Origin of the sequence: Endomicrobium proavitum, assembly GCF_001027545.1 — a bacterium.
Classification (GTDB): Bacteria; Elusimicrobiota; Endomicrobiia; order Endomicrobiales; family Endomicrobiaceae; genus Endomicrobium; species Endomicrobium proavitum.
Genome location: NZ_CP009498.1, coordinates 112,054 through 133,798, shown reverse-complemented (window position 1 = coordinate 133,798; position 21,745 = coordinate 112,054). Strand labels below are relative to the sequence as shown.

Annotated in this window: 10 protein-coding genes and 2 tRNA genes; all 12 read right to left on the bottom strand. The window is 41.5% G+C overall.

Annotated features, from left to right (window positions below; all coding sequences use genetic code 11):
* Nucleotides 1–128: 128 nt before the first annotated feature.
* The 12 genes from Epro_RS00545 to Epro_RS00495 all read right to left on the bottom strand — a co-directional run bounded on the left by Epro_RS00545 (nt 129) and on the right by Epro_RS00495 (nt 21,671).
* Nucleotides 129–1,487 carry an autotransporter strand-loop-strand O-heptosyltransferase gene (locus Epro_RS00545; RefSeq protein ID WP_202812878.1) on the bottom strand — a complete coding sequence of 453 codons (1,359 nt, stop codon included), beginning with the start codon at nt 1,485–1,487 and terminating at the stop codon, nt 129–131.
* A 35-nt stretch (nt 1,488–1,522) separates the two neighbouring features.
* Nucleotides 1,523–2,029 carry an OmpA family protein gene (locus tag Epro_RS00540; protein WP_052569614.1) on the bottom strand — a complete coding sequence of 169 codons (507 nt, stop codon included), beginning with the start codon at nt 2,027–2,029 and terminating at the stop codon, nt 1,523–1,525.
* A 96-nt stretch (nt 2,030–2,125) separates the two neighbouring features.
* Nucleotides 2,126–2,290 carry a hypothetical protein gene (locus tag Epro_RS07030; protein ID WP_162488592.1) on the bottom strand — a complete coding sequence of 55 codons (165 nt, stop codon included), beginning with the start codon at nt 2,288–2,290 and terminating at the stop codon, nt 2,126–2,128.
* 75 nt (nt 2,291–2,365) lie between these two features.
* Nucleotides 2,366–2,447, bottom strand: a tRNA-Leu gene (locus Epro_RS00535).
* Nucleotides 2,448–2,582: 135 nt separating this feature from the next.
* Nucleotides 2,583–2,654, bottom strand: a tRNA-Gly gene (locus tag Epro_RS00530).
* A gap of 30 nt (nt 2,655–2,684) precedes the next feature.
* Nucleotides 2,685–2,984, bottom strand: coding sequence for a preprotein translocase subunit SecG (gene secG / locus Epro_RS00525; RefSeq protein ID WP_052569612.1), 300 nt, complete (start codon nt 2,982–2,984; stop codon nt 2,685–2,687).
* 76 nt (nt 2,985–3,060) lie between these two features.
* Nucleotides 3,061–4,308, bottom strand: a complete 1,248-nt coding sequence (locus Epro_RS00520) for a phosphoglycerate kinase (RefSeq protein ID WP_052569610.1) — start codon at nt 4,306–4,308, stop codon at nt 3,061–3,063.
* 213 nt (nt 4,309–4,521) lie between these two features.
* A complete protein-coding gene (gap, locus tag Epro_RS00515) occupies nt 4,522–5,538 on the bottom strand; it encodes a type I glyceraldehyde-3-phosphate dehydrogenase (protein WP_052569608.1) in 1,017 nt (338 codons plus the stop codon).
* Nucleotides 5,539–5,760: 222 nt separating this feature from the next.
* Nucleotides 5,761–6,868 (bottom strand): peptide chain release factor 2 gene (gene prfB / locus Epro_RS00510; RefSeq protein ID WP_420314972.1). Its coding sequence is split into 2 segments (ribosomal slippage): nt 5,761–6,828 and nt 6,830–6,868, totalling 1,107 coding nucleotides; the frame shifts between segments, so codons are not numbered across the junction.
* Entirely contained in the window at nt 6,841–8,379 is a 1,539-nt protein-coding gene (gene lnt / locus Epro_RS00505; protein WP_052569605.1) for an apolipoprotein N-acyltransferase, read from the bottom strand. The genes prfB and lnt overlap by 28 nt, the downstream gene beginning before the upstream one ends.
* Before the next feature lie 287 nt (nt 8,380–8,666).
* Entirely contained in the window at nt 8,667–11,276 is a 2,610-nt protein-coding gene (secA, locus tag Epro_RS00500) for a preprotein translocase subunit SecA (RefSeq protein ID WP_052569603.1), read from the bottom strand.
* A gap of 117 nt (nt 11,277–11,393) precedes the next feature.
* Nucleotides 11,394–21,671 carry an autotransporter outer membrane beta-barrel domain-containing protein gene (locus Epro_RS00495; RefSeq protein WP_052569601.1) on the bottom strand — a complete coding sequence of 3,426 codons (10,278 nt, stop codon included), beginning with the start codon at nt 21,669–21,671 and terminating at the stop codon, nt 11,394–11,396.
* Between the last annotated feature and the right edge of the window lie 74 nt (nt 21,672–21,745).

Here is a 21,745-nt window from a genome sequence, read left to right as displayed (position 1 = left end):
ACCAGAGGCAACAGCCTAAACGGCAAATACCCCGTCAGGCTTTGCCTGACACCCCTTTTTTATAAAAGGGGAATTAACTTCCCTCTTGCTTTGCAAGTCCCTCTCCCGCAAGGGGTTAGGGGTTGCCTTTACTTTCTGTCTTTTGGCGCTGCTATGTTTTTATCTTTCATCAATCTGTCTATATGCCCTACTACTTGTTTTCCTGTTATTAAGCGCGTGCACTCAAATTGTCTGTCTGTTCCTTTGTGTTTGGGGCACCAGAAAAAATCTTTGTGATCAAAATTCTCATTCACGTCGTCCCAGCAACCGTTGCAGCCGTGGCTGTTAAATACTCTGTACGGGTTATTCCACTCGCATATCGGCAGCGTAAAACCGCTTATCATTACTACCGGAATTTTGCTTGCCCACGCCAGCCAGCTTAAACCCGACGACAATCCAACAAAAAAATCCGCGTGCTGCAATAACTCTATTCTTTCCGCAAGCGGCTTGTTGCCCGTAAAATCTTCCGCGTCCCTTGGAACTTGCTGATATGTGAAGTTCTGTCCGAAAATATACTCCCTGTCTATTGCTAAAACCCTGTATCCTAAAAACTTCAAATACTTGCAGACTATGTCCCACCCGTGCCCGTTGTTCCACATTTTCGGCAAGCTTGACGCTTTTGTGGCTATTACAACATACGGCTCTTTTATTTTTCTTTCGTAACTCAAATTCACTTTCGGCGGCTCTTCCGTTGGATCTACTCCCAATATATATCCTGCCGTTCTGTGCAAACCCACTTGTCTGAAATCTATCGGCTGGTTATTTTTATCCCCTCTGAAAAACAATCCCATTTTATATGTGGCATACGGTTTTTCGTAACGGACTTTTCCGGGCATTGCGCTAAACTGTATGTTGGGATACTGCGCCGCAAATATATCTACCATATCTTTGCCCATTGTAAGTTCTGTTGCGCATTTGTGTTTTAAGTAAAACTTTTCCGCGTATGGCAGCCAGCCGACCGTATCGCCCACTGTGCCCACCGGAAACTTTAATACAACTTCTTTGCCCGTTAAATTTAATTCGTGCATAAACACAGGGTTGGGCTCGCCTCGTTTCCATACTTTTATTACAAACGGAATATAATATTTTTTTGTGCTTACAACCCACCCTTCGTCAACATCGCATATGAAAATTATATTGCCCGATTCGGCGTCTTCTATTTGCACGTGCCACTGCCCTTTGGGTAAAAGTACTCGGCAGCCGTCGTTAAAGTCAAACTTTATTCCAAGCGGTCCTTCTTGCGTTGGAACTGCCGGCGGCGGCGCAAAAAACGGATCTTTCAGCGCAACATTTGGCGCGTCCGCCCCTTGCGGTACGGCTGACGCCGTAACTATTTGCGGCGGCGCAAAAAATACGTTTTGCCCTGCTACGCCCATATGTTTGGGCGCGTCTTGCGCCGTTTTTTCCTGATTTATATTTTGCGACGTGTTTTTTTCTTGTTCTGGCATTTGGGTTTCTCTCCGATAAAAATTATATGAATTTTTTATTTTACAAATATCTCAACTCTGCGGTTTGCGGCTTTTCCTTGAGTTGTATAATTTTCCGCTTTAGGTTTATATGACGACGAACCGTAATATTTTATTTTTGCCGGCGGAACGCCAAGTTTCAAAAGCTCACCGTAAACGGCTTTTGCGCGGTTTTTAGAAAGCTCAATATTACCGGAACCGCTTCCTTCAAAATCCGTATGACCTTCAACTATAATTTCATCATACTCAAACTGATTTATTTCTTTAACAAGAATTTTTAACTCTGCCTGCGTTTGCGGCGATATGTTATATTTGCGGGTATCAAAATGCATAAGTCCGGCGTTAAATGGTTTAATATGAGGCTTGCCCGACGACAACTGCGCAATCTTTACAGACTGAAGCTTACTTTCCTGCGCTTTCTCTGCTATGCCCGCAAACGAAAGTTTGCAAACAACAGTTAATAATGCGCAAATTAACGCCAACGCAAAAATAAAACCGTTTAACCGCGTAATGATTTTTTTCATTTATCCCTCAATTATAAAAATAAAAAAAATCACATCTCTAAATTAAAAAGAGATGTGATTAAGAAAAATAATATATTGTTTGTAACCTGTATCTGTTTATTGCAGGTAGTGGTTGTCTGTCTGTCTGTCTGTCTGTCTGTCTGTCTGTCTGTCTGTCTGTCTGTCTGTCTGTCTGTCTGTCTTTTTGAAAGCGAAAGACGTCCTGATTTTCTCAGTTGTGTTTGTAGTAAAAAATGGTAATCTAACAAAAGATGTTATCATATTTTTTGACAAACAATGACAATGGCGCTACAAACAAACCTTTTTCTATATAAACAACTTTTTTGTTAATTATTATGCTGAGGGCGGGATTTGAACCCGCATCCGGTTAAGGACACGCCCCTCAAACGTGCGCGTATGCCAGTTCCGCCACCCCAGCTTTTAACTACTTAATTACAATAATCAAATTTTTGCGAAGTATTTTGAGTTTAAACAAAGCGCGCTCCGACGAAGCGTGCAAAGGCACGTGAGGATGAGCGCAACGCAGTATAAACTCAAAAGACGAAGCAAAAAAAGCGGGCGATGGGACTTGAACCCACGACCTTCTCGTTGGCAACGAGACGTTCTACCGCTGAACTACACCCGCAAAAATTTATAAAGAACATTAAACAAATAGTTACTGAGGCTGCGAAGGCGCCGCTGCTACAGGGGAACTGCCTATAACCGATTTGAAGCTGTTGTCCGTAGAAAGCTTTGTTAACGTTATTGAGGTAACAACAAAAACGCAAGCCATAACTACGGTAACTTTTTTAATAAACGCCATTCCGGACGGAGCGTTAAATATTTGATCCGAACTGCCGCCGCCGAAAATGCCTGCCATTCCGCCGCTCTTTCCCGCTTGGAAAAGAACAATTAAAATAAGGCTTATACAAACTATGTAGTGAACGATTTCAACAAAAGTATATAGAATATTCATATGCGAAAAATTATACTAAAAATTAGATTTAAAATCAAACCGGCGGAGTTTAAAATTAAACTCCGCCGGATTATTATTATTTTTCAGGCAACGCCGCTATTCCGGGAAGTTCTTTTCCTTCTAAGAATTCTAAACTTGCGCCGCCGCCGGTTGAAATGTGAGTGATTCTTTTATCTACGCCGGCTTTTTTTACGGCAGATACGGAATCGCCTCCGCCTACGACGGAAATTGCGCCTTTGTCGGTGGCTTCGGCCGCAAGTTTTGCAATTTCTACGGTGCCTTTTGCAAATTCCGGAATTTCAAAAATTCCCAAAGGTCCGTTCCAAACTATTGTTTTTGCAGACTTAACGACTTCGCCGAATTTTTCTATGGATTTAGGACCGGCGTCAACCCCCATAAAACCTGCGGGTATAGACGCATCGGAGGTAATTTCAACTTTTGCTCCGGCGGGAACGGCTTTATTTACGAAATCAACTTTATCCGCAACAACGTGGTCAACGGGAAGCAAAAAGTTAACTTTTTTATCCGCCGCTTTTTTAAGCAATTCTTTTGCAAGGTCTAATTTATCGTCTTCAACAAGAGAAGTGCCCGTGCCGATGCCTTGCGATTTTAAAAACGTGTAAGCCATTGCGCCGCCGATAATAATTGCGTCCACTTTATTTAATAAATTTTCAATAACGTTAATTTTATCGCTTACTTTTGCTCCGCCCAAAATTGCCACAAAAGGCTTAACCGGTTTGTCCAAAGCTTCGCCCAAAAATTTTAATTCTTTTTCTACAAGGAAACCCGCGGCCGCGTCTTTAACGTATTTAACAATTCCCGCGGTGGAAGCATGAGCTCTGTGCACGGTACCGAAAGCGTCTTGAACAAAAACTTCGCCAAGAGACGCGAGTTCTTTTGCAAAAGCGTCAAGAGCGGCTTTATCTTTTTCGCCCGCCGCGTTTTTGCCTTCTTCTTCGGGGTGAAATCTTAAATTTTCAAGCAGCAAAATTTCGCCGGACTTTAAATCTGCGGCGGCTTTTTTAGCTTCTGCGCTTATTACATCTTTACCTACAAATTTTACGGGTTTTCCGAGAAGCTCGGCAAGTTTCGGAGCTACCGGTTTTAAGCTCATTGAATCAACGGCTTTTCCTTTCGGACGTCCAAGATGGGCAATAAGAATTACCGCCGCATTTTGTTGCAACAAATAATTTATTGTAGGCAAAGTTGCAACTATTCTTTTGTCGTTGGTAATATTTAAACCCGCGTCAAGAGGCACATTGTAATCTACGCGAACTATAACTTTTTTACCTTTTACGTCAATGTCTTTTAAAGTTTTTTTCATTTAAAACCTCCCGATAAAATAAAAAAATGTCGCTCCGAAATTACACTCGGAGCGACATTTGATTTTTAGAATTTCCGGATTGCCACGTCGCTTCGCTCCTCGCAATGGCAAACCGTTTTTACTTGAACAGCTTTACTCAATATGAAGTATTGATGCCAATGCGTCTTCGGGCATTTGCCCTTACGACACGACCGCATTTGCGCAAAGCGGCAATTATGCCAATTCTGCGAAGAATTTTATTGTTCTTACCATCTGGCTTGTGTAGCTGTTTTCATTGTCGTACCATGAAACAACCTGAACCTGATAGGTATCGTCGTTAATTTTTATTACGCTTGTCTGAGTTGCGTCAAACAATGAACCGAATTTAATTCCGATAACGTCGGAAGAAACCAATTCTTCTTCGGTATATCCGAAAGATTCGTCAGCAGTCTTTTTAACTGCCGCGTTGATTGCTTCTTTTGTTAAATCTTTACCTTTTACAACCGCAACCAAAATGGTGCTTGAACCTGTTACAACAGGAACTCTCTGAGCTGAACCGATAAGTTTTTTGTTAAGTTCAGGAATAACAAGACCGATAGCTTTTGCAGCTCCGGTTGAATTAGGAACTATGTTTGCCGCCGCCGCTCTTGCTCTTCTCAAATCGCCTTTCGGGTGAGGACCGTCAAGAGTCATCTGGTCGCCTGTGTAAGCGTGAACAGTTGTCATAATACCGCTCTGTATAGGAGCAAAATCGTTAAGCGCTTTTGCCATAGGAGCCAAGCAATTTGTTGTGCAAGAAGCCGCAGATATTATGTTGTCTTTTGCCGTCAAAATTTTGTGGTTTACGTTAAACACAATTGTAGGAAGATCGTCGCCCGCGGGAGCTGAAATAACAACTTTCTTTGCGCCTGCGTCTATGTGAGCCTGAGCTTTTGCTTTTGATGTGTAAAAACCGGTGCATTCAAGAACTACGTCAACGCCGATTTTTCCCCAAGGAAGATTTTTTGCGTCTTTTTCTGCGTAAATTTTAATTTCTTTGCCGTCAACTATAATTGAGTTTTCGGTAGACTGAACTTTGTCTGCCAAAGCGTAAGTGCCCTGAGCCGTATCATACTTCAACAAGTGAGCCAACATTTTAGGGTTGGTCAAATCGTTGATAGCTACAACATCATAACCTTTCGCGCCGAACATCTGTCTAAATGCAAGTCTTCCGATACGTCCGAAACCATTAATAGCAACTTTAACTGCCATAATTACTGCCTCCTGTGTTTGATTTTATTGATAAGATTATATCTATTTGGTAAATCCTATTGGCGTAAATGATATAAAAAACTACAGGCAAAGTCAAGAAAAGACAAAGCGAAAAGTGACACGAAGTGTGAAATCCCCCAAGGAGCAGCGTTGTTAATTCCACTTTTCACTTCACCGTTACATAATGAACACGTATAATATTTAGCAAACGTGGATCCCGGATTAAGACATTCCGGGATGACACTTCGTGTCACTTTTCACTTTGTAGTTTAAGTATGCGCTTATGAAGCCGTCTATGTCGCCGTCCATAACTGAGGCTACTTGCGAGGTTTCGTAACCTGTGCGGGCGTCTTTTACAAGCTGGTAGGGCATGAAAACGTAAGAGCGTATTTGGCTGCCCCACTCTATGGCGCCTTTTTCGCTGTAGTGTTTTTCAAAAGAAGCGCGCTGTTTTTCGCGTTCAAATTCGTAGAGTTTGGCTTTAAGAAGTTTCATAGCCGTAGCTCTGTTTTTTATTTGCGAACGGTCGTTTTGCGACTGAACTATTATGCCGGTCGGAATATGCGTAATGCGCACGGCGGAATCCGTTTTGTTTATGTGCTGACCGCCCGCTCCCGACGCGCGGTAAGTGTCAATTCTAATATCTTTTTCTTCAACAATTATATTTATAGTATCTTCAACTTCAGGAATAACGTCCACCGACGCAAAAGACGTGTGTCTTCTTTTATTTGAGTCAAAAGGAGAAATTCTAACCAAACGGTGAACGCCTATTTCCGACTGCAAAAACCCGTATGCGTATTCGCCTTTTATTATCATTGTTAAACTTTTTATTCCGGCTTCGTCGCCGTCAAGACTGTCCACAACTTCCGTTTCAAAACCTTTATCTTCCGCCCAGCGGGAATACATGCGCACAAGCATCTGCGCCCAGTCGCAGCTTTCGGTTCCGCCGGCTCCGGCGTGTATTGCGACTATTGCGTTATTTTTATCGTGAATGCCGCCGAGTTTTGTTTTAGTTTCAAAAGCGGCAAGCTCTTTTTCAAGTTTCTTTGAACCTTCTTCAATTTCTTTAAGCAAAGTTTCGTCGTTTGCGGCTTCGGCAAGCTCTTTAAGCTCTATCAAACTTTCAACCTGCGCCTGCAAACTTTGCCAAAGATTGTAAGAGCTTTTTAATCCGTCAAGCTCCGACATTATTTTTTTTGCGTTGTTTTGATTGTTCCAAAAATCGGCACTTGAAATTTCCGTTTCAAGTTCTTTGATTTTTTTTAAAATTGAGTCTATATCAAAGAGACCCCCTCAAAATAATTATTCTCTCTTTTTGTTTTTCAAGCATTTATGCGCTCCTTCAAAAATAATTATCGCTAAAAAAAGCAAGCCGCAGAAAAACACAAACGCATCGCCGCGGCGGGTGTAGAAAGATTTGTATCCGTTTTGTAAAAACTCTTCCGAAAATATTAAAGATTTTGAAACAGGAGTTTTTTTAGTTACTTTTCCCGACGCTTCCACAATTGCGGACACTCCGGAATTTGCGCAAACAATGACGGTTTTACGCGTTTCAACCGCTCTAAAAACGTTCATAATAAAATGCTGGTGCGGGGCAGCGGTATCAAAAAACCACGCGTCGTTTGTGTGGTTTGTTAAAACGCGCGCGCCGTTTAACACAAGTTTTGCCGCAATATCGGGAAAGAAATTTTCCGAACATATCAAAGCGCCCGCGGCAAGTTCCCCGTCGGTAAATACAGCTGCGTCCGTTCCGCGCGAAATATCGCCGAAGGAATTTAACACTCCGAAAAACTTTGACAGCTGTTTTCTAAACGGAATAAATTCTCCAAACGGCACAAGGTGATTTTTTTTGTGCATTTCAAGAATTGCTTTATTTTTATCGGTTACAAAAACAACGTTATAAGCGTCAAGCCATGAGCTTAACATGCCGCGCGGTTCCAAGTAAACCGCGCTTAAAATATTGAGCCCGCCTGAATTTTGGGAAGCTTCAACGGCGTCCAAAGATTCTTTGTCAAAAGCCGGAAGAACCGTTTCCGGCCATACAATTAAATCCGCGTGAAAACTTGCGGCTTCCTGTGAAAATTTTTTCAAGTCCGAAAGAATTTCTTTTTTGTAACTTTCGTCCCATTTTTTATACTGGTCAATATTTGGCTGAATAACAACTGCTCTAAAAATTTTGTCGCCGTAGTATTTAAATTTATCAACTTTAAAAGCGCCGAAAATGCAAACCGCGGCCAAAACGGCTATTGCCGCGTAAAGATATTTTTTTTCTTTTTTAAATACCCAAAAATAAAATAAAAAGTTGCAAAGAACAATAATAAAAGAAACTCCGTAAACGCCCGCGTATTCCGCAATTTGGATAGCTTCCGTAAATTTATATTGCGAATATCCTAAAAGCATCCACGGAAAGCCCGTTAAGAAATAAGTTCTGGCGTATTCAAGCAAAACCCAAATTAAAGGCGGCGCAAGCACGGCAATCCACTGGAAATATTTTTTAGGCGAGTGTTTTTGCGCCACATTAACTAAAAGCGCCCAAACAGCCCAATACAGCGCAAGATAAATCCACAATGCGCCGGCGGCGACAAACGCCTGAACGTAAGAACCCGTATTAAATTCAAGCATCGGCACAAGCCAGTAAAGCCCCGCGGCGTTAAAAATAAATCCGGAAAGAAAACCGTAAAAAAAACTTTTTTTCACACCGGAATTTAACGCAACGCTAATAAGCGGAACAAACGCTATCCAAGCCAAAAAAAACAGGTCTATTTTCGGAAACGCAGCCACCGCCAATAAACCCGTTAATACGGACAAAAGAATGTTTTTATATTTGTTAATATATTTCATATGCATATAGTTGCAGACGCGCAATAACAGATTATGTGAAGCTGAACTTGTTCGTCTTCGCTACATTACAACGCAATATTTAATTTATATCGCGCAGCAGAAGCGAAACGCCGAAGGCGGATTGTGTTGTTTGGCGTTAAATTCTCAATTATCAATTGCCCTTATTTGAACTTTACACTTTAAAAGATATATGGAAACACATCCAATATTTAGCAGCCATGGATCCCGGATTAAGACACTCTGGGATGACACTTCGTGTCACTTTTCACTTTAAACTTTGTCTTTTTTTATTGTCCGCAGCATTTTTTGTATTTTTTGCCGCTGCCGCAGGGGCAGGGGTCGTTGCGTCCTATTTTATTTAAATCTGCGGCGGTAACTTTTTTAGTTTCTTTGCGCGAAACAGACGCGGGATTATTTTTTGTAACGTCGCCTGCGTTTTCAGAGCCAACGTTAAAAACAGGCTGAGGGCGCGCAACAACCTGCACTTTAAAAATATACTCTACGGTGTTTTCTCTTATTCTTTTCATCATAGATTCAAAAAGGGCATACGACTCTTTCTGATATTCTATTTTCGGATCTTTTTGCGCGTAAGCTCTAAAACCTATTGCGTGTTTAAGGTGGTCTAACTCGTAAAGATGGTCTCTCCACGACGAGTCTATCATGTGCAATAAAATCATTCTTTGTATTTCAGGTTCGCCTGCAAGCTCTTGCTTTCTTTTTTCGTAAGCTTCTAAAACTTTCTGCATTACATCTTCTTTCAAAGCTTCCGGCGTAAGATAATTTATTTCGTCTTTATTTGCAAGTTCGTATTTAATGCCGAACGTTCTTAAAAGCCACGCTTCTATGCTTGTCCAGTCCCACTGTTCGGCGTATTTTTCGCACGCCCACATTTCTATTTTTTCTTCAACGGATTCGTCAAGCATTTCTTCAATTGTAACCGTTACGTCTTCGCCTTCTAAAACTTGATTTCGGATTCTGTAAATAGCTTCTCTCTGCTTATTCATTACGTTGTCGTAATCTATAAGCTGTTTTCTTATGTCAAAGTTCATTCCTTCAACTTTTTTCTGCGCGCCTTCAACCGCGCGGGAAATCCACGGGTGTTGTATATCTTCGCCCTCTTTAATGCCTAAACGCTGCATAATTGAAGACATTCTGTCGGAGCCGAAAAGTCTCATAAGCTCGTCTTCCATAGAAAGGAAAAATTTTGACGAACCCGGATCGCCCTGCCTGCCGGCGCGTCCGCGAAGCTGATTGTCTATACGGCGGGATTCGTGCCTTTCCGTTCCTATTATGTGAAGTCCGCCAAGCTCTTTTACTTCTTTATTTTGCGCTTCGTCTTTTGCGCCAAGCACAATATCGGTTCCGCGACCAGCCATGTTTGTGGCAATAGTTACGGCGCTTTTTGTGCCGGCGTTTGCAATAATATTTGCCTCAAGCTCGTGATATTTTGCGTTAAGTACTTGATGAGGAATGCCTTTTTTGCGAAGCATTGAAGAAAGTTTTTCCGATTTTTCTATAGACCTTGTGCCCACCAAAACCGGCTGTCCTTTTCTCCACGACTGGTCTATTTCGTTGACGATGGCGTTGTCTTTTTCTTTTTCGGTTCTATAAATTACGTCGGCGTTATCGGCTCTTATCATTGCGTTGTTTGTAGGAATTTCAACTACGCCGAGTTTATAAATTTCCCAAAACTCCGCCGATTCCGTGGATGCCGTTCCCGTCATGCCTGAAATTTTATTATACATTCTGAAAAAATTCTGGAAAGTTATTGTGGCAAGCGTTTGGTTTTCGTTTGCTATTTTTACATTTTCTTTTGCTTCTACCGCCTGATGCAAACCGTCAGACCATCTTCTGCCGGGCATAAGTCTTCCGGTAAACTCGTCAACAATCATAACTTCGCCGTCTTTAATAACGTATTCAACGTCGCGGCGAAACAATTCGTGCGCTTTTATAGCCTGCGTTATATGGTGAACCCATTCGGACTGAAGATCGTCGTAAATATTTTTTATTCCCAGAATTTTTTCGGCTTTTAAAACGCCCTGCTCGGTAAGCACTACGGAATGATGTTTTTCGTCAACCAAATAGTCGTAACCTTTTGACAAATCAACTCCGTCGTATTTAGCCTGAATTTCTTCGCTTTCGGTAATTTTTTTACCTTTAAGCATAGGCACTATTCTGTCTGAAATATAATATTTATCCGTTTTTTCATCGGTAGCGCCGGAAATAATAAGAGGCGTTCTGGCTTCGTCAATTAAAATTGAATCCACTTCGTCTATAATTGCGTAATTTAACGGGCGGAGCACTCTTGCCGATTTATCAATAACCATATTATCGCGCAAATAATCAAAACCGATTTCGTTATTTGTAACGTAAGTTATGTCGCAGTTATAAGCAGCGACTTTTTCTTCGTGAGCAATGTCGTGCAAAACGTTTCCTACGGTAAGACCGAGTTTTTCATATACAACGCCCATCCACTCTTTATCTCTTTTTGCAAGATAATCGTTTACGGTAACAATATGCACGCCTTTAGCCGGCAGCGCGTTTAAGTAAGCCGCAAGCGTTGCCACTAAAGTTTTGCCTTCTCCGGTGCGCATTTCGGCAATTTTTCCCTGATGAAGTATAACTCCGCCGATAAGCTGCACGTCAAAATGTCTAAGCCCTATCGTGCGTATAGACGCTTCGCGAACGCACGCAAAAGCTTCGGGAAGAATGTCGTCAAGCGTTTCGCCTTTTGACAGCCTTTCTCTAAACTCTACGGTTTTATTTTTAAGTTCATCGTCGGAAAGCCGCTTTACAGAAGGCTCTAAAGCGTTGATTTTATCTACGATAGGCATTATATCTTTAATGTCTCTTTCGTTTTGCGAGCCGAAAATAGCGTTTAATAATTTCTTCAACATAATTTTTCCTTTAAAATATAATATAAATTTAGTTATTTATTATATCAATTTATTCAATGACTTCAAATAGAAAAAGCCCGCCGAAAAATCAGCGGGCTTTTTTGTTGAGTTTTGTTTTTATTTCACGTTAAAACTTATTCCTGCTTTTCCTGTTATGTTTTCGTAGTTGTCGGCCGTTAGGTAGTTGCCGTTTATGAATACTTTCAACTCTTTATACACTTTTACTTCCGCTCCTATTGACGCTCCGTACAACAAACCGTTTTCTTCGTAGCTTTTGCTGTTAAATTTTGTGTCGGCTACGCTTGCTTCTATTTCGCTGTCTTTGCCCGCTATTAAGTATTTCGCTTCGCCGTTGATAAATACGTTTACTATCTTGTTGTCGTAACTTACTCCCAAACCTGCTCTTGCCGCGCTTCTGAAATAGTTGCCGCTTTCCACTTCTAATCCTAACGCGCTTGCCGTTTCTTCTTTAAAACTTCCGTAGTTTATATTCTTGGCTTCTATTCCTACGTATGGTCTTAAGTTTATGTTTGCCACCACTTCTTCTTTGAACGCCGCTTCTACGTCCGCTCCTACGCTAAACCCTCCAAAATCGCCTTTGGCTATGTCGCCTGCTATGTATCTTGTTGTATCATAACTGTCGTAGCTTCCGCTTATCAACGCTTTGAATTCATACTTATCGGCTACGTAGCCGCCGTAAACGCCCAAGCCTACGTTTGACACGTCCGCTTTGTTGCCTGCTTGTTCTACGCTTCCCGCATTGTATTTACCGTAAACGCCTATCAGCGTTTTCTCGCCGGCGAATGCGTCGTAACCTGCGGCAAATGCGTTATTTTTTACTTTCACTTCCCCTACTGAATTCGCGTCTTCGCCGTATTTTGCGCTGCTTAACCCGCCCTGCGCCCACGCCGATTGTTTCTGGTCGTTGTTTATTCTGTTATACACTTCTTCTTTGTCCGACTGTCCTGCCCCTCTTATTACGTTGGCTATAAAATATCCGCTTGTCGCTGTCAGCAACGCTTTTTGCTCGGCTTCGCCGGCAAAGACCGCTTCATTTATTATATCTATTATTGCGCCGCTTCTTGTTATTGATATTTTATCCAACGCTTTTGCGGTTTCCTGCGCGTTATAGCTTAATCCTGTGAAATTTCTGAAGTTGCTTTGATTTACGCCGCTTACCGTTACTTTCACCAAGCCCGGCGTTGCGTAGTCGTAGTTTGTTGTTAAACCGCTTCCTGTTATGATGTTTGTTGCAAACGTTCCCGTTACCGTATTGCTGGCTGATATGAAATTAAATACTTCATTTTCATACACGCCTACACCTGCTCTTACATACAAGTTACCGCCGAGCGTTGCGTTGTTTGCGTATATTTTATCGCTTGCTCCGTTTGCAAATATATCCAGCTTCAATTCGTTTGTACTTTCAAAGTTTGTTACTTCTATTATATTTGCTTTTGCGTTGGCTGCGTTCAGCACGCCGCTTCCTGTTGCCGAAAGCGTTGTTCCTTTATAGCTTGCCGATTTTATAAACGCTGTTTCGCCGTCGGTTATGCTAAACGTTCCGTAAACTTCGTTTGCTCCGCCAAGTTGCAATATGCCGCTGCCGGTTTTAGTTACGTTTATATTTGCGCCCGAGGCGCTGCTGTTGATGCCGCCTTCAAGTATTATTTTGTTTGCGCCTGCAGCGTTGAAATTTAACAGCGAATCATTATCAAGGTATATGTCGTTTGCTACGCCGTTGGCTGTGTTGCCTTTAAACAATATTTCCCCTGTCGCTGCCGACAATATTATTGTGCTGCCCGTTAAGTATATCGCTCCGCCCTGCGTGCCGGCTTGGTTGTTAATGTATTCGCCTTTTCCTGAAATTGTTATTGTTGATTTTTCGGAATATATTGCTCCGCCGGAATACTGCGCTCTGTTGTTTATAAATAACATCGTTGCATTTTTCGCTTCAAGAATTGCTTCAACATATGCCGACGCCCCGCCGCTTGAAAGCGCGACGTTGTTTGCAAATGTTATTGTAGGATTATTCAAAACAACTTTTTGAGGCGCAAAAGCCGGAGCTCTTAACGGGCTTGGCGACGCGCTTTCTTCGCCGAACGTTACGTTAGCTTTATAAGCGTAAATTGCTCCGCCTACGCTTGACAAATTGTCGCTGAAATTTGCGGATATATTTTTAAACGATACCGTTGAGCCTTCAAATGCCGCTATCGCTCCGCCGTTTTCTTCTGCGCGGTTAGCCACGTAATTTGCCGCTGCGTCGTGAGAAAGAGCCGCCGCATGCAATGCCACCGCCCCGCCGCTTCGCGCCGACGCGTTAGAGAAATACGCTCTTCCGGTATTTACAAACGTTACCGTAGAAGTTTCATCAACATAAATATTTGCAGCTCCGCTGTCGGTAGAAACGTTATATGCAAACGTTACGTTGCCGCCTACAAAATTTACCGTGCTGCCGCGTATCGCATAAATTACGCTTCCGTTGCGCGCTGTATTGCTTGTGAAATATACTTGCGAATCTGTAAAATTAATTAATCCGGCAGTTGCATATATTGCGCCGCCCAAGCCTCGGTATTCTTCCGGCGCCATTGAGTCTCCGCTTTGATATTTATTACCCGTAAATTCAACAGTTGCGTAGTTAAAATCTATAACCCCGCTTCTAAGGTTTATAGCTGCGCCCGCTACATCTATTTTGTTGTTTTGAAATAACGCAGACCCGCCATTAAACACAACCGTTGAGGCAGCTACGCCCAACCCGCCCATGTTGCCTATAAAATATGCGCGAGCATTATCAAATTCAACAAGAGAAGACCCTTCAATGCTCAAAGCATAAGAGCCGTTCAGTGAACCATAGCCGCCGCCGTTATTTATAAAACTTATATTACTATTTGCAAAATTTATATATGAGCCCCGCGCATAAATTCCACCGCCGCTGCCTGCGCTGTTGGCAAAATATGCGTCAGCTGTAAACGCGAGAGTGCTTTGTGCAAGGTAAATTCCGGCGCCTGCAGTAGCATTTTGCCCTGCGTTTCCCGTAAACGAAGAAATACCATTAAAATAGATTCGAGAATTTTCTGCGTATATTCCGCTTCCGTTACCCGGAGCCGCATACGCTCCTCTGCCTGCAGTATTGTTTACAAACGCAGTTTTAGCATTGAAGTTGACCGTGCTTGAACCTATATATACCGCCCCTGCATTGCCATGTCTATCTAAACCCACGCCCGCGGTATTTTCCGCAAACAAAACATCGCCGTTAAAATCAACATTGCTTTGCAAAATTCCCAATGCGCCGCCGTGCGAATTGTTATAAACCGAATTATTATAACCTCCGCCTACAATAGAGTTATTTGTGAATTGAGCTGCGCCGCCGAAAACAACAGTACTGTTATGCACCGACATAGCTCCGCCGTAAGCCGCCTCAAATCTATACGTTGGATTCATATAAAAAGGGACAGACGACATTACTACAGAAGAAGAATTACCGGATATATTCATATCAACATTATTAAACGAAGCTTGCGAATTGAATATTCTTACACCGGCATTAATAATATCGCTATCATATGGTCTATATCCGGAAGTTCCGTTTACATTGAGATTACCGCCGTCGTATTCAAAATTGGAATTTGCTATTACCAATGCGCCGCCGGTTATGTTAGAGTTTCCTTTTATATAGTTACTGCCGGTTAAGTAAAGCTGTCCCGCGCCTGTTTTGTTTATGGTAACATTACTTGAGTTGACATCAGTTTTTATGCCGCCGTTTAATACTATATTGTTAGCTCCGCCAAAGTTTATTGTTAAGTTGCTTCCGCCAAGGAATATATCGTTTGCGGCTCCGTTTGCGGTGTTTGACGCAAATAGAATATCGCCTGTTGTAGCTGCAAGAGTAACAACTCCGCCGGACATAAATATTGCGCCGCCGTATGTTGACGCTTTGTTATTTATAAAGCCTGCCGCGCCGTTAAGAGAAATGTTGCCGCTTCTAACGCTTATGGCGCCGCCGTATTGAGCTTGGTTATTTATAAAACTTACATTACTTGAAGAGAAATTGACGCTTCCGTAATTGTTGGCGTAAATTGCGCCGCCGTCACGTCCGGTAGAGTTTGTTGAAAACAAAACATTTCCGCCGTAGAAATTTACAATTCCGCCGGCTCTATTTGCGTAAATAGCTCCGCCGCCCTGGTAAGATTGACCGTTTCCGTCAGTGGTTCCATTGTTTATAAATAATACATTGTCGCCGTAAAAATTTACAGTTGAATTCAAATCTGAAATTAACGCGCCGCCTGCCGCTCTTGCCGTATTGTTTTTAAAAGCAACATCATTATTAAATGTTGTAATGCCGCCAAGAACAAACAACGCGCCGCCGTAAAAATTAGCGCTGTTATTTGCAAATTCAACAGGAGCGCCTATATAAATATTAGAGTAAGTGTTATACAACGCGCCGCCGTTATCAGTTGTGCTCTTATTTGAAAAATTCAATTTAGAACCGTCGGAATTTACGCTGTCGGCAATTGTTACAACTGAATTATTTGTAACTATGGTTCTGTTTTGCGTTGCAAGGTTGAACGTTCCGGTTTCAAACGTAAAAGATGCGCGATCTAAAGAAAAAGTTCCCGCAAGAATATTAAAAGTTCCGTTTAAACGGCTTATTCCGCTTAAAGTTAAATCTCCTGCTCCGGTTTTTACAATGGTATTATCTGCGCCGGTTGCAACAATTCCGCCTTCAAGTCTTGCGTATTGTCCGGATGCAAGGTTAAAGTTGAAATATGAGTTTTCAGCGTAGATATCATTAGGTTTACCGTTTGCGGTATTTCCGGTAAATAAAATATTGCCGCCGGATAAAGTTATGCTGCTGCCGGCGTTTGCATATATTGCGCCGCCGTCTTTAGCAGCCGAATTGCCTACAAAGGAAATTGTATCCGCAACTATATTTAAGTATGCGTTGCTGTAATTTAAAAGACCTATGCTATAGGATAAGTAGCCATATCCGGCTATATAAACCGCACCGCCGGTAGAACGGGCAACGTTTCCGGAAAATTCTACATTGTCAGATTTAATATTTACAGTTGAACCGGCTATGTAAAGCGCTCCCGCCAAAGTAGCCGTATTACTGCTAAACTTAACAGCATTGCTTTCCGTAAACCCTGTTGTTTTTGTGAAATTCAACTTACTCCATATTACATTTGCTGCGCCGCCCCTACCGCTGCCGCCGATAGTAATAAGATTGCCTTCGGAATCATACATAGGTCCGGGGTAATAGAACACAGCGGTATTATTTGCAAACAACGTTTTACTATTTTCAAAAGTTACATCGGAATTGCCGCTATATAAAGCTCCGCCTTGAGTGGTTGACAAATAGCTGCCTATTGCTCCGTTATTTGTAAATTCAACTGTAGAATTTTTGAAACTCAAAAAGCTTCTTGTTTCTTGCGGAGGATAATCACCCATAGAGCCTACGCCTATTGCTCCTCCATACGCAATAGAAACATTGTTGTTAAATTTTATTGTGGAGCTTTCAAAACTTACATTTGATCCGTCTTTTATTTCCAAAGCGCCGCCTCCGCGATAAAAAGGAACTGCAGCTTGAAACATAGACGCATTAGAAGAAAATTCAACGTTAGAATTTACAAACTTCAATGACGCACTTGAAACGGTTATTGCGCCGCCGCCAAGAGCGGTGTTTCCTAAAAACTGAGCATAAGTATTGTTGAAAACAGTTATGCCGTTAGGCGCCAAATACAGCGCGCCGCCGTATTCGCCTGCGACGTTGTTTTTAAATGTCGCTGTGCTGCTGTCAAACAACAATTTACCTTTATAACTCGTTACTAAACGACCATCCACAAAAACATCGTCAAGATCATCGCCTGAAGCAAAATATATTGCACCGCCGGATGTGCCTGCAATATTATTTGTAAATGCAGCTTGTTCATTAACAAATGAAATAGAAGAGGCTGCCAGACGCACCCAAGATGTCATGCTTTGATAATGATAACCGCCTCCGCCGTTTGTTCTAGTATTTATGGCGCCGCCTGCTGCGGAAGATTTGTTCAAGCTAAAATTTACTATGCCGTTTATAAAATCAATACTTGATCCGAGCGCCTCAATAGCTCCGCCGGTAGATCCTTTAGCTTCATTGCCGACAAAATTTGTTTCTCCGTCGTTAAAAATAATTTTTGAGGAATATGCTTGTATGGCTCCGCCGCTCTGCGCCGTATTACTTGTAAAATTAATATTGCTAAAATCTACGCGGACAATTGCATTGTCGCCAATGCCCCACGCTCCGCCAAAACCTGAAGGGTAAGAAGATTTTTCAGAATAAACTGAAGAATTGGAATGAAATGATATTGTTGAATTAGATATTTTTAAATTATTTCTATATGCATTAAAATCTATATTATTAGGAATTCCGTATGTGCCCGTATAGCCTTGATCTCCAACAGCTATTGCGCCCGCGCCGACCGGAGAATAGTTGTTACTAAAAACGCCTTTTACATTATCAAATTTGGTTAAGCCGTATAACACCATAGCTCCGCCTCTATAGTAATATGCCGGCGGACTATATTCCGATGTTGCAGTATTTCCTTCAAATATCACCGTTGAATTATTAAAACTAAGCAAACTTCCGGAATTTGAATACACCGCTCCGCCGGTGCCCGCCGTATTTCCTACAAACTTTACTAAACCGTTGTTAAAATTTATAGAAGAGCCTGTTGCTTGATATATGGCTCCGCCATATTGAGTTCCACCTGTGCCGGAGATAGAATGATAAGTATCTAAATAAGTATTAATTGATTTATACTCTCCGCCGTTGCCGACAAACTCCGTGCTTTGACTGTTGAAATTCAAAGCAGAATTACTGTTTAAATATATAGCTCCGCCATCACCGTGCTCACTAAGACTCTTGTAATAATAAGTTTCATCAGAGCCATACGATATCCAATCAAGAACACCGTCTATATACGTTGTGCTTATATTTACGTTGCCTACGCTGTTATTGGCAAAATAAGCATCGCCGTTGAAATTAGTTACCGCTGAATTCAAATACAGCGCGCCGCCATTACTTTTATCTGAACTATTTCCGATAAATGACGAAACTGAAGTATTGCTAAATGTTATTACCGAAGATGAAGCGTAAATAGCGCCGCCTTTACCGTCAGTTTTATTTGCTGTAAAATTGGTTGCGCCGTTAAACACTACGTTACTTGCATAATCTGCAAGCAAAGCTCCGCCGGCAAATGTAGAATTATTTGTGAAATCCACATTTGCAAACTGAATATACGCATTATCATAAGCAGCAACCGCGCCGCCGCTGCCGTTGGCATAGTTGTTCACAAAATTCGCATAAGCATTAAATAAAATATCACTTCTATCGGCATATACTGCGCCGCCATAAATAGCTGTGGCATTACTTGTAAAAGTTACATTTTGATTAAACACAACCGAGCTATATTGAACACTAACCGCACCGCCGGGACCGAAAGAAACTGCATTATCATAGAATTGGGAGGCTCCGTTAAAATATACTTTAGAATACATTGCGCTTAAAGCTCCGCGCGATTTATTTCCTGAAGCATTCAGCTGCGAAAATGTTACAACGCCGGTTGCTATATACAACGCAGATCCATCGGCAGACGCCATGCTTCCAGCATTGTTACCTATTACATTTAAATTATTATTAAACGAAATATTTTGATTGATAATATCTAAAAATCCGCCGGTGTTCCCTATTGCGTTAATCTTATAATTTTTAAACACATTCCAATCGTAAATTGAAGAAAGATTAATATTATTTGAAAACTCTATAACATCAGGATTAAAAGTTACGCGGCTCCAGTCGTTAACAAATTTTCCGATTGTGCCGGTATAACTTGAAAACACTACCGTTCCACCGTTAAAAATTACTTCTCCGGGGACATTGTAGCCGGAATATGAACCGCTGTTTACGATATATATTTCAGATTTATCCGCGCCTGTGGCAGCGTTGCTTGCAAAAACTACTCTTGAGTTGTTAAACTCAATTCTATTTGCGGCGTTTGATTCTCCTACATAAATTGCACCGCCAAGGTTTGCAGTATTGTTTGCAAACGTGACGGTTGTCTGTGAGAAATTTACCAATGAAATTGTAGGGTAACCGCCAACATATATTGCTCCGCCATAGGTAGCGGTATTTTTTGCGAAACTAACTTGCCCGCCTATAAAATTCAGCAAGCTTCCACCGTAGCTGTTTGAGTTAGAAAATAACGCCGCTGCGCCGCCGTAAGTTGCATTATTTCCGATAAAGTCAGAGATGTTTCCGTAAAAATTAGCCGTACCGTAACGTTTTAAGCTTAACGCTCCGCCGTAATTGGCAGCAGTGTTGCTTGTAAAAGAAACTGTTGAAGATGTTGAAAAATTCACAACGGCGCTATTGGCAACAAAAACTGCTCCGCCGCCGGAAGCTCCGTATTCATTTTGGATACTGCCTGAATTATTTCCTAAAAATAACGACTTTCCGTTCAAGTTAATTACCGAATTTTGGTCAGCCATAATAGCGCCGCCTCCGGCGCTTGCAGTATTAGAGGTAAACTTTACCGTTCTGTTAAAATTAACCGCAGTATTTACTCCCATAGTCGCTATAGCGCCGCCGCCCCATGAAGCAGTATTTCTTTCAAAAGAAGTTGTAAGCTGGGCGTTAGCCAATACAGGAGTTCCGTTGCCTGCAGGAGGATTAAATGCAGTAATCACATTATAATTAGTGTCATTTATTTTTGCGCCGTCTATAGCATAAATTGCACCGCCGTTATTTGTTGCGGAATTCTTTATAAATGTAGGACCAAACTGCATATTAGTAGTAACGCCATTGTTAAGCTCTAAACTTCCTCCGCTTATTGCAATTGCGCCGCCGAATGCAGCTTTATTAGAATCAAACCTTGTAGTCAAATTTCCGAATTTTACTATTGAGTTTGAAGCATAAATTGCGCCGCCGGAGTTTGCAGCTACGTTCCCTTCAAAAGCCGCTGTCATGCCGGCAACAGATACATTTGCATTGTTTGCGTAAACAGCGCCGCCGTTATTATTAGTATTACTTGTAAAAATAACCGTTCCAAAATTAAGATACGCATTGTTTGCTATTAAAGCCCCTTTTGACTGCTCGTAATACGAATACACGGTAACTGTCCCTGCGGAAATATCAAATATTGTATTATTTAAGGTTGTAGAATTATAACCGTTGTTATAAGCGTCCCAATCAAAATACAAAGTTCCGTTGCCGGTTTTATTTATATAAGAAAAATTTTCGGTTTTTATGTTGCTGACTGTTATTGCATTGTTTACCGTATTGAAATTCAAAACAGAGTTGTTTGCATATATATCGTTTACTTTCCCTTGAGATGAGTTAGAAGAGAATAATATTTCTCCGTTTGCGCTGTTAAAATTTGCAGTAGAATTTTGTAAATAAATTGCTCCGCCTGAGTTTTGCGAAGCGTTATTTTTAAAAGTAGTTTTATTATTAAAAGTTAAAACCGAGTTGTCGGCGTAAATTGCGCCGCCGTTAACAGCCGAATTTCCGATAAATTCTATTTCTTTATTGAAAACTACGCTTGTGCTTACAAAATTTAAGAAGCCGCCGTTTTGAGATTTATTGCCGGCGGCTGAAAGTTTAAAGTTTAAAAACCTGTCCAAATCTTTTACTTGTATGCCGTTACCGTTGGAATAGTTATAGTTGAATTCTACGCTGTTAGGGTTAAAAACAATTTGGTCAAAGCTGTTTGAAAAATTTATTGAGACAGAATTGCTGTCAAAAATTACAGTTCCGCCGTTAAACACTGCTCCGTTATTGGCAGATTCCACAAACGTGCTGCCGTTTCTATTTGTAAACGTAACTGTTGAATTGTTAAAAATTATATAGCTGCTGTCAGGCACGCCCGGCACACCCGCCGCATAATTGCCTGAAAAACCGTTAGCGCTAATAGCATTATTTCTAAAAAACACATTTGCCGACGAAAACTGCACCAAAGTTTCATCGTTACCGCCAAAAGAAATGGCATTTGGAGTGTTATTTTCAAATATGTGAGTATGCCCGTTGAAGTAAACTTTTGAACCGTAATCTACAACTATTGCATTTTTAGAGTTATTGCCGAAATACGTGTCGCCATTAAAAATTAATGTGGCATACTGGCCGTTTCTGCCAATAAATATTGCGCCGCCGGAACCGTAATATCCGGAGCTGTTATTTGTAAAAGAAGTAATCAGTGTATCAAAAGTAGTCTGTCCTCCAGGAAGATACAACGCCCCGCCGTTTGTATTCACGCTCAAACCGTCATATAACAGAAAATCTCCGGTATAAGTTTCGGCTTTTACCGACGTTGCAAAAACAAACGCGAATGACAACGCAAGAGTTAAAAACAGTAATCTTTTCATTTTTTTGTCCTTTTATATGAAAATTCAATTAAATTTGTAAAGCCCTGCTGTTAAGTATAGTCGGCAGAGGTGGT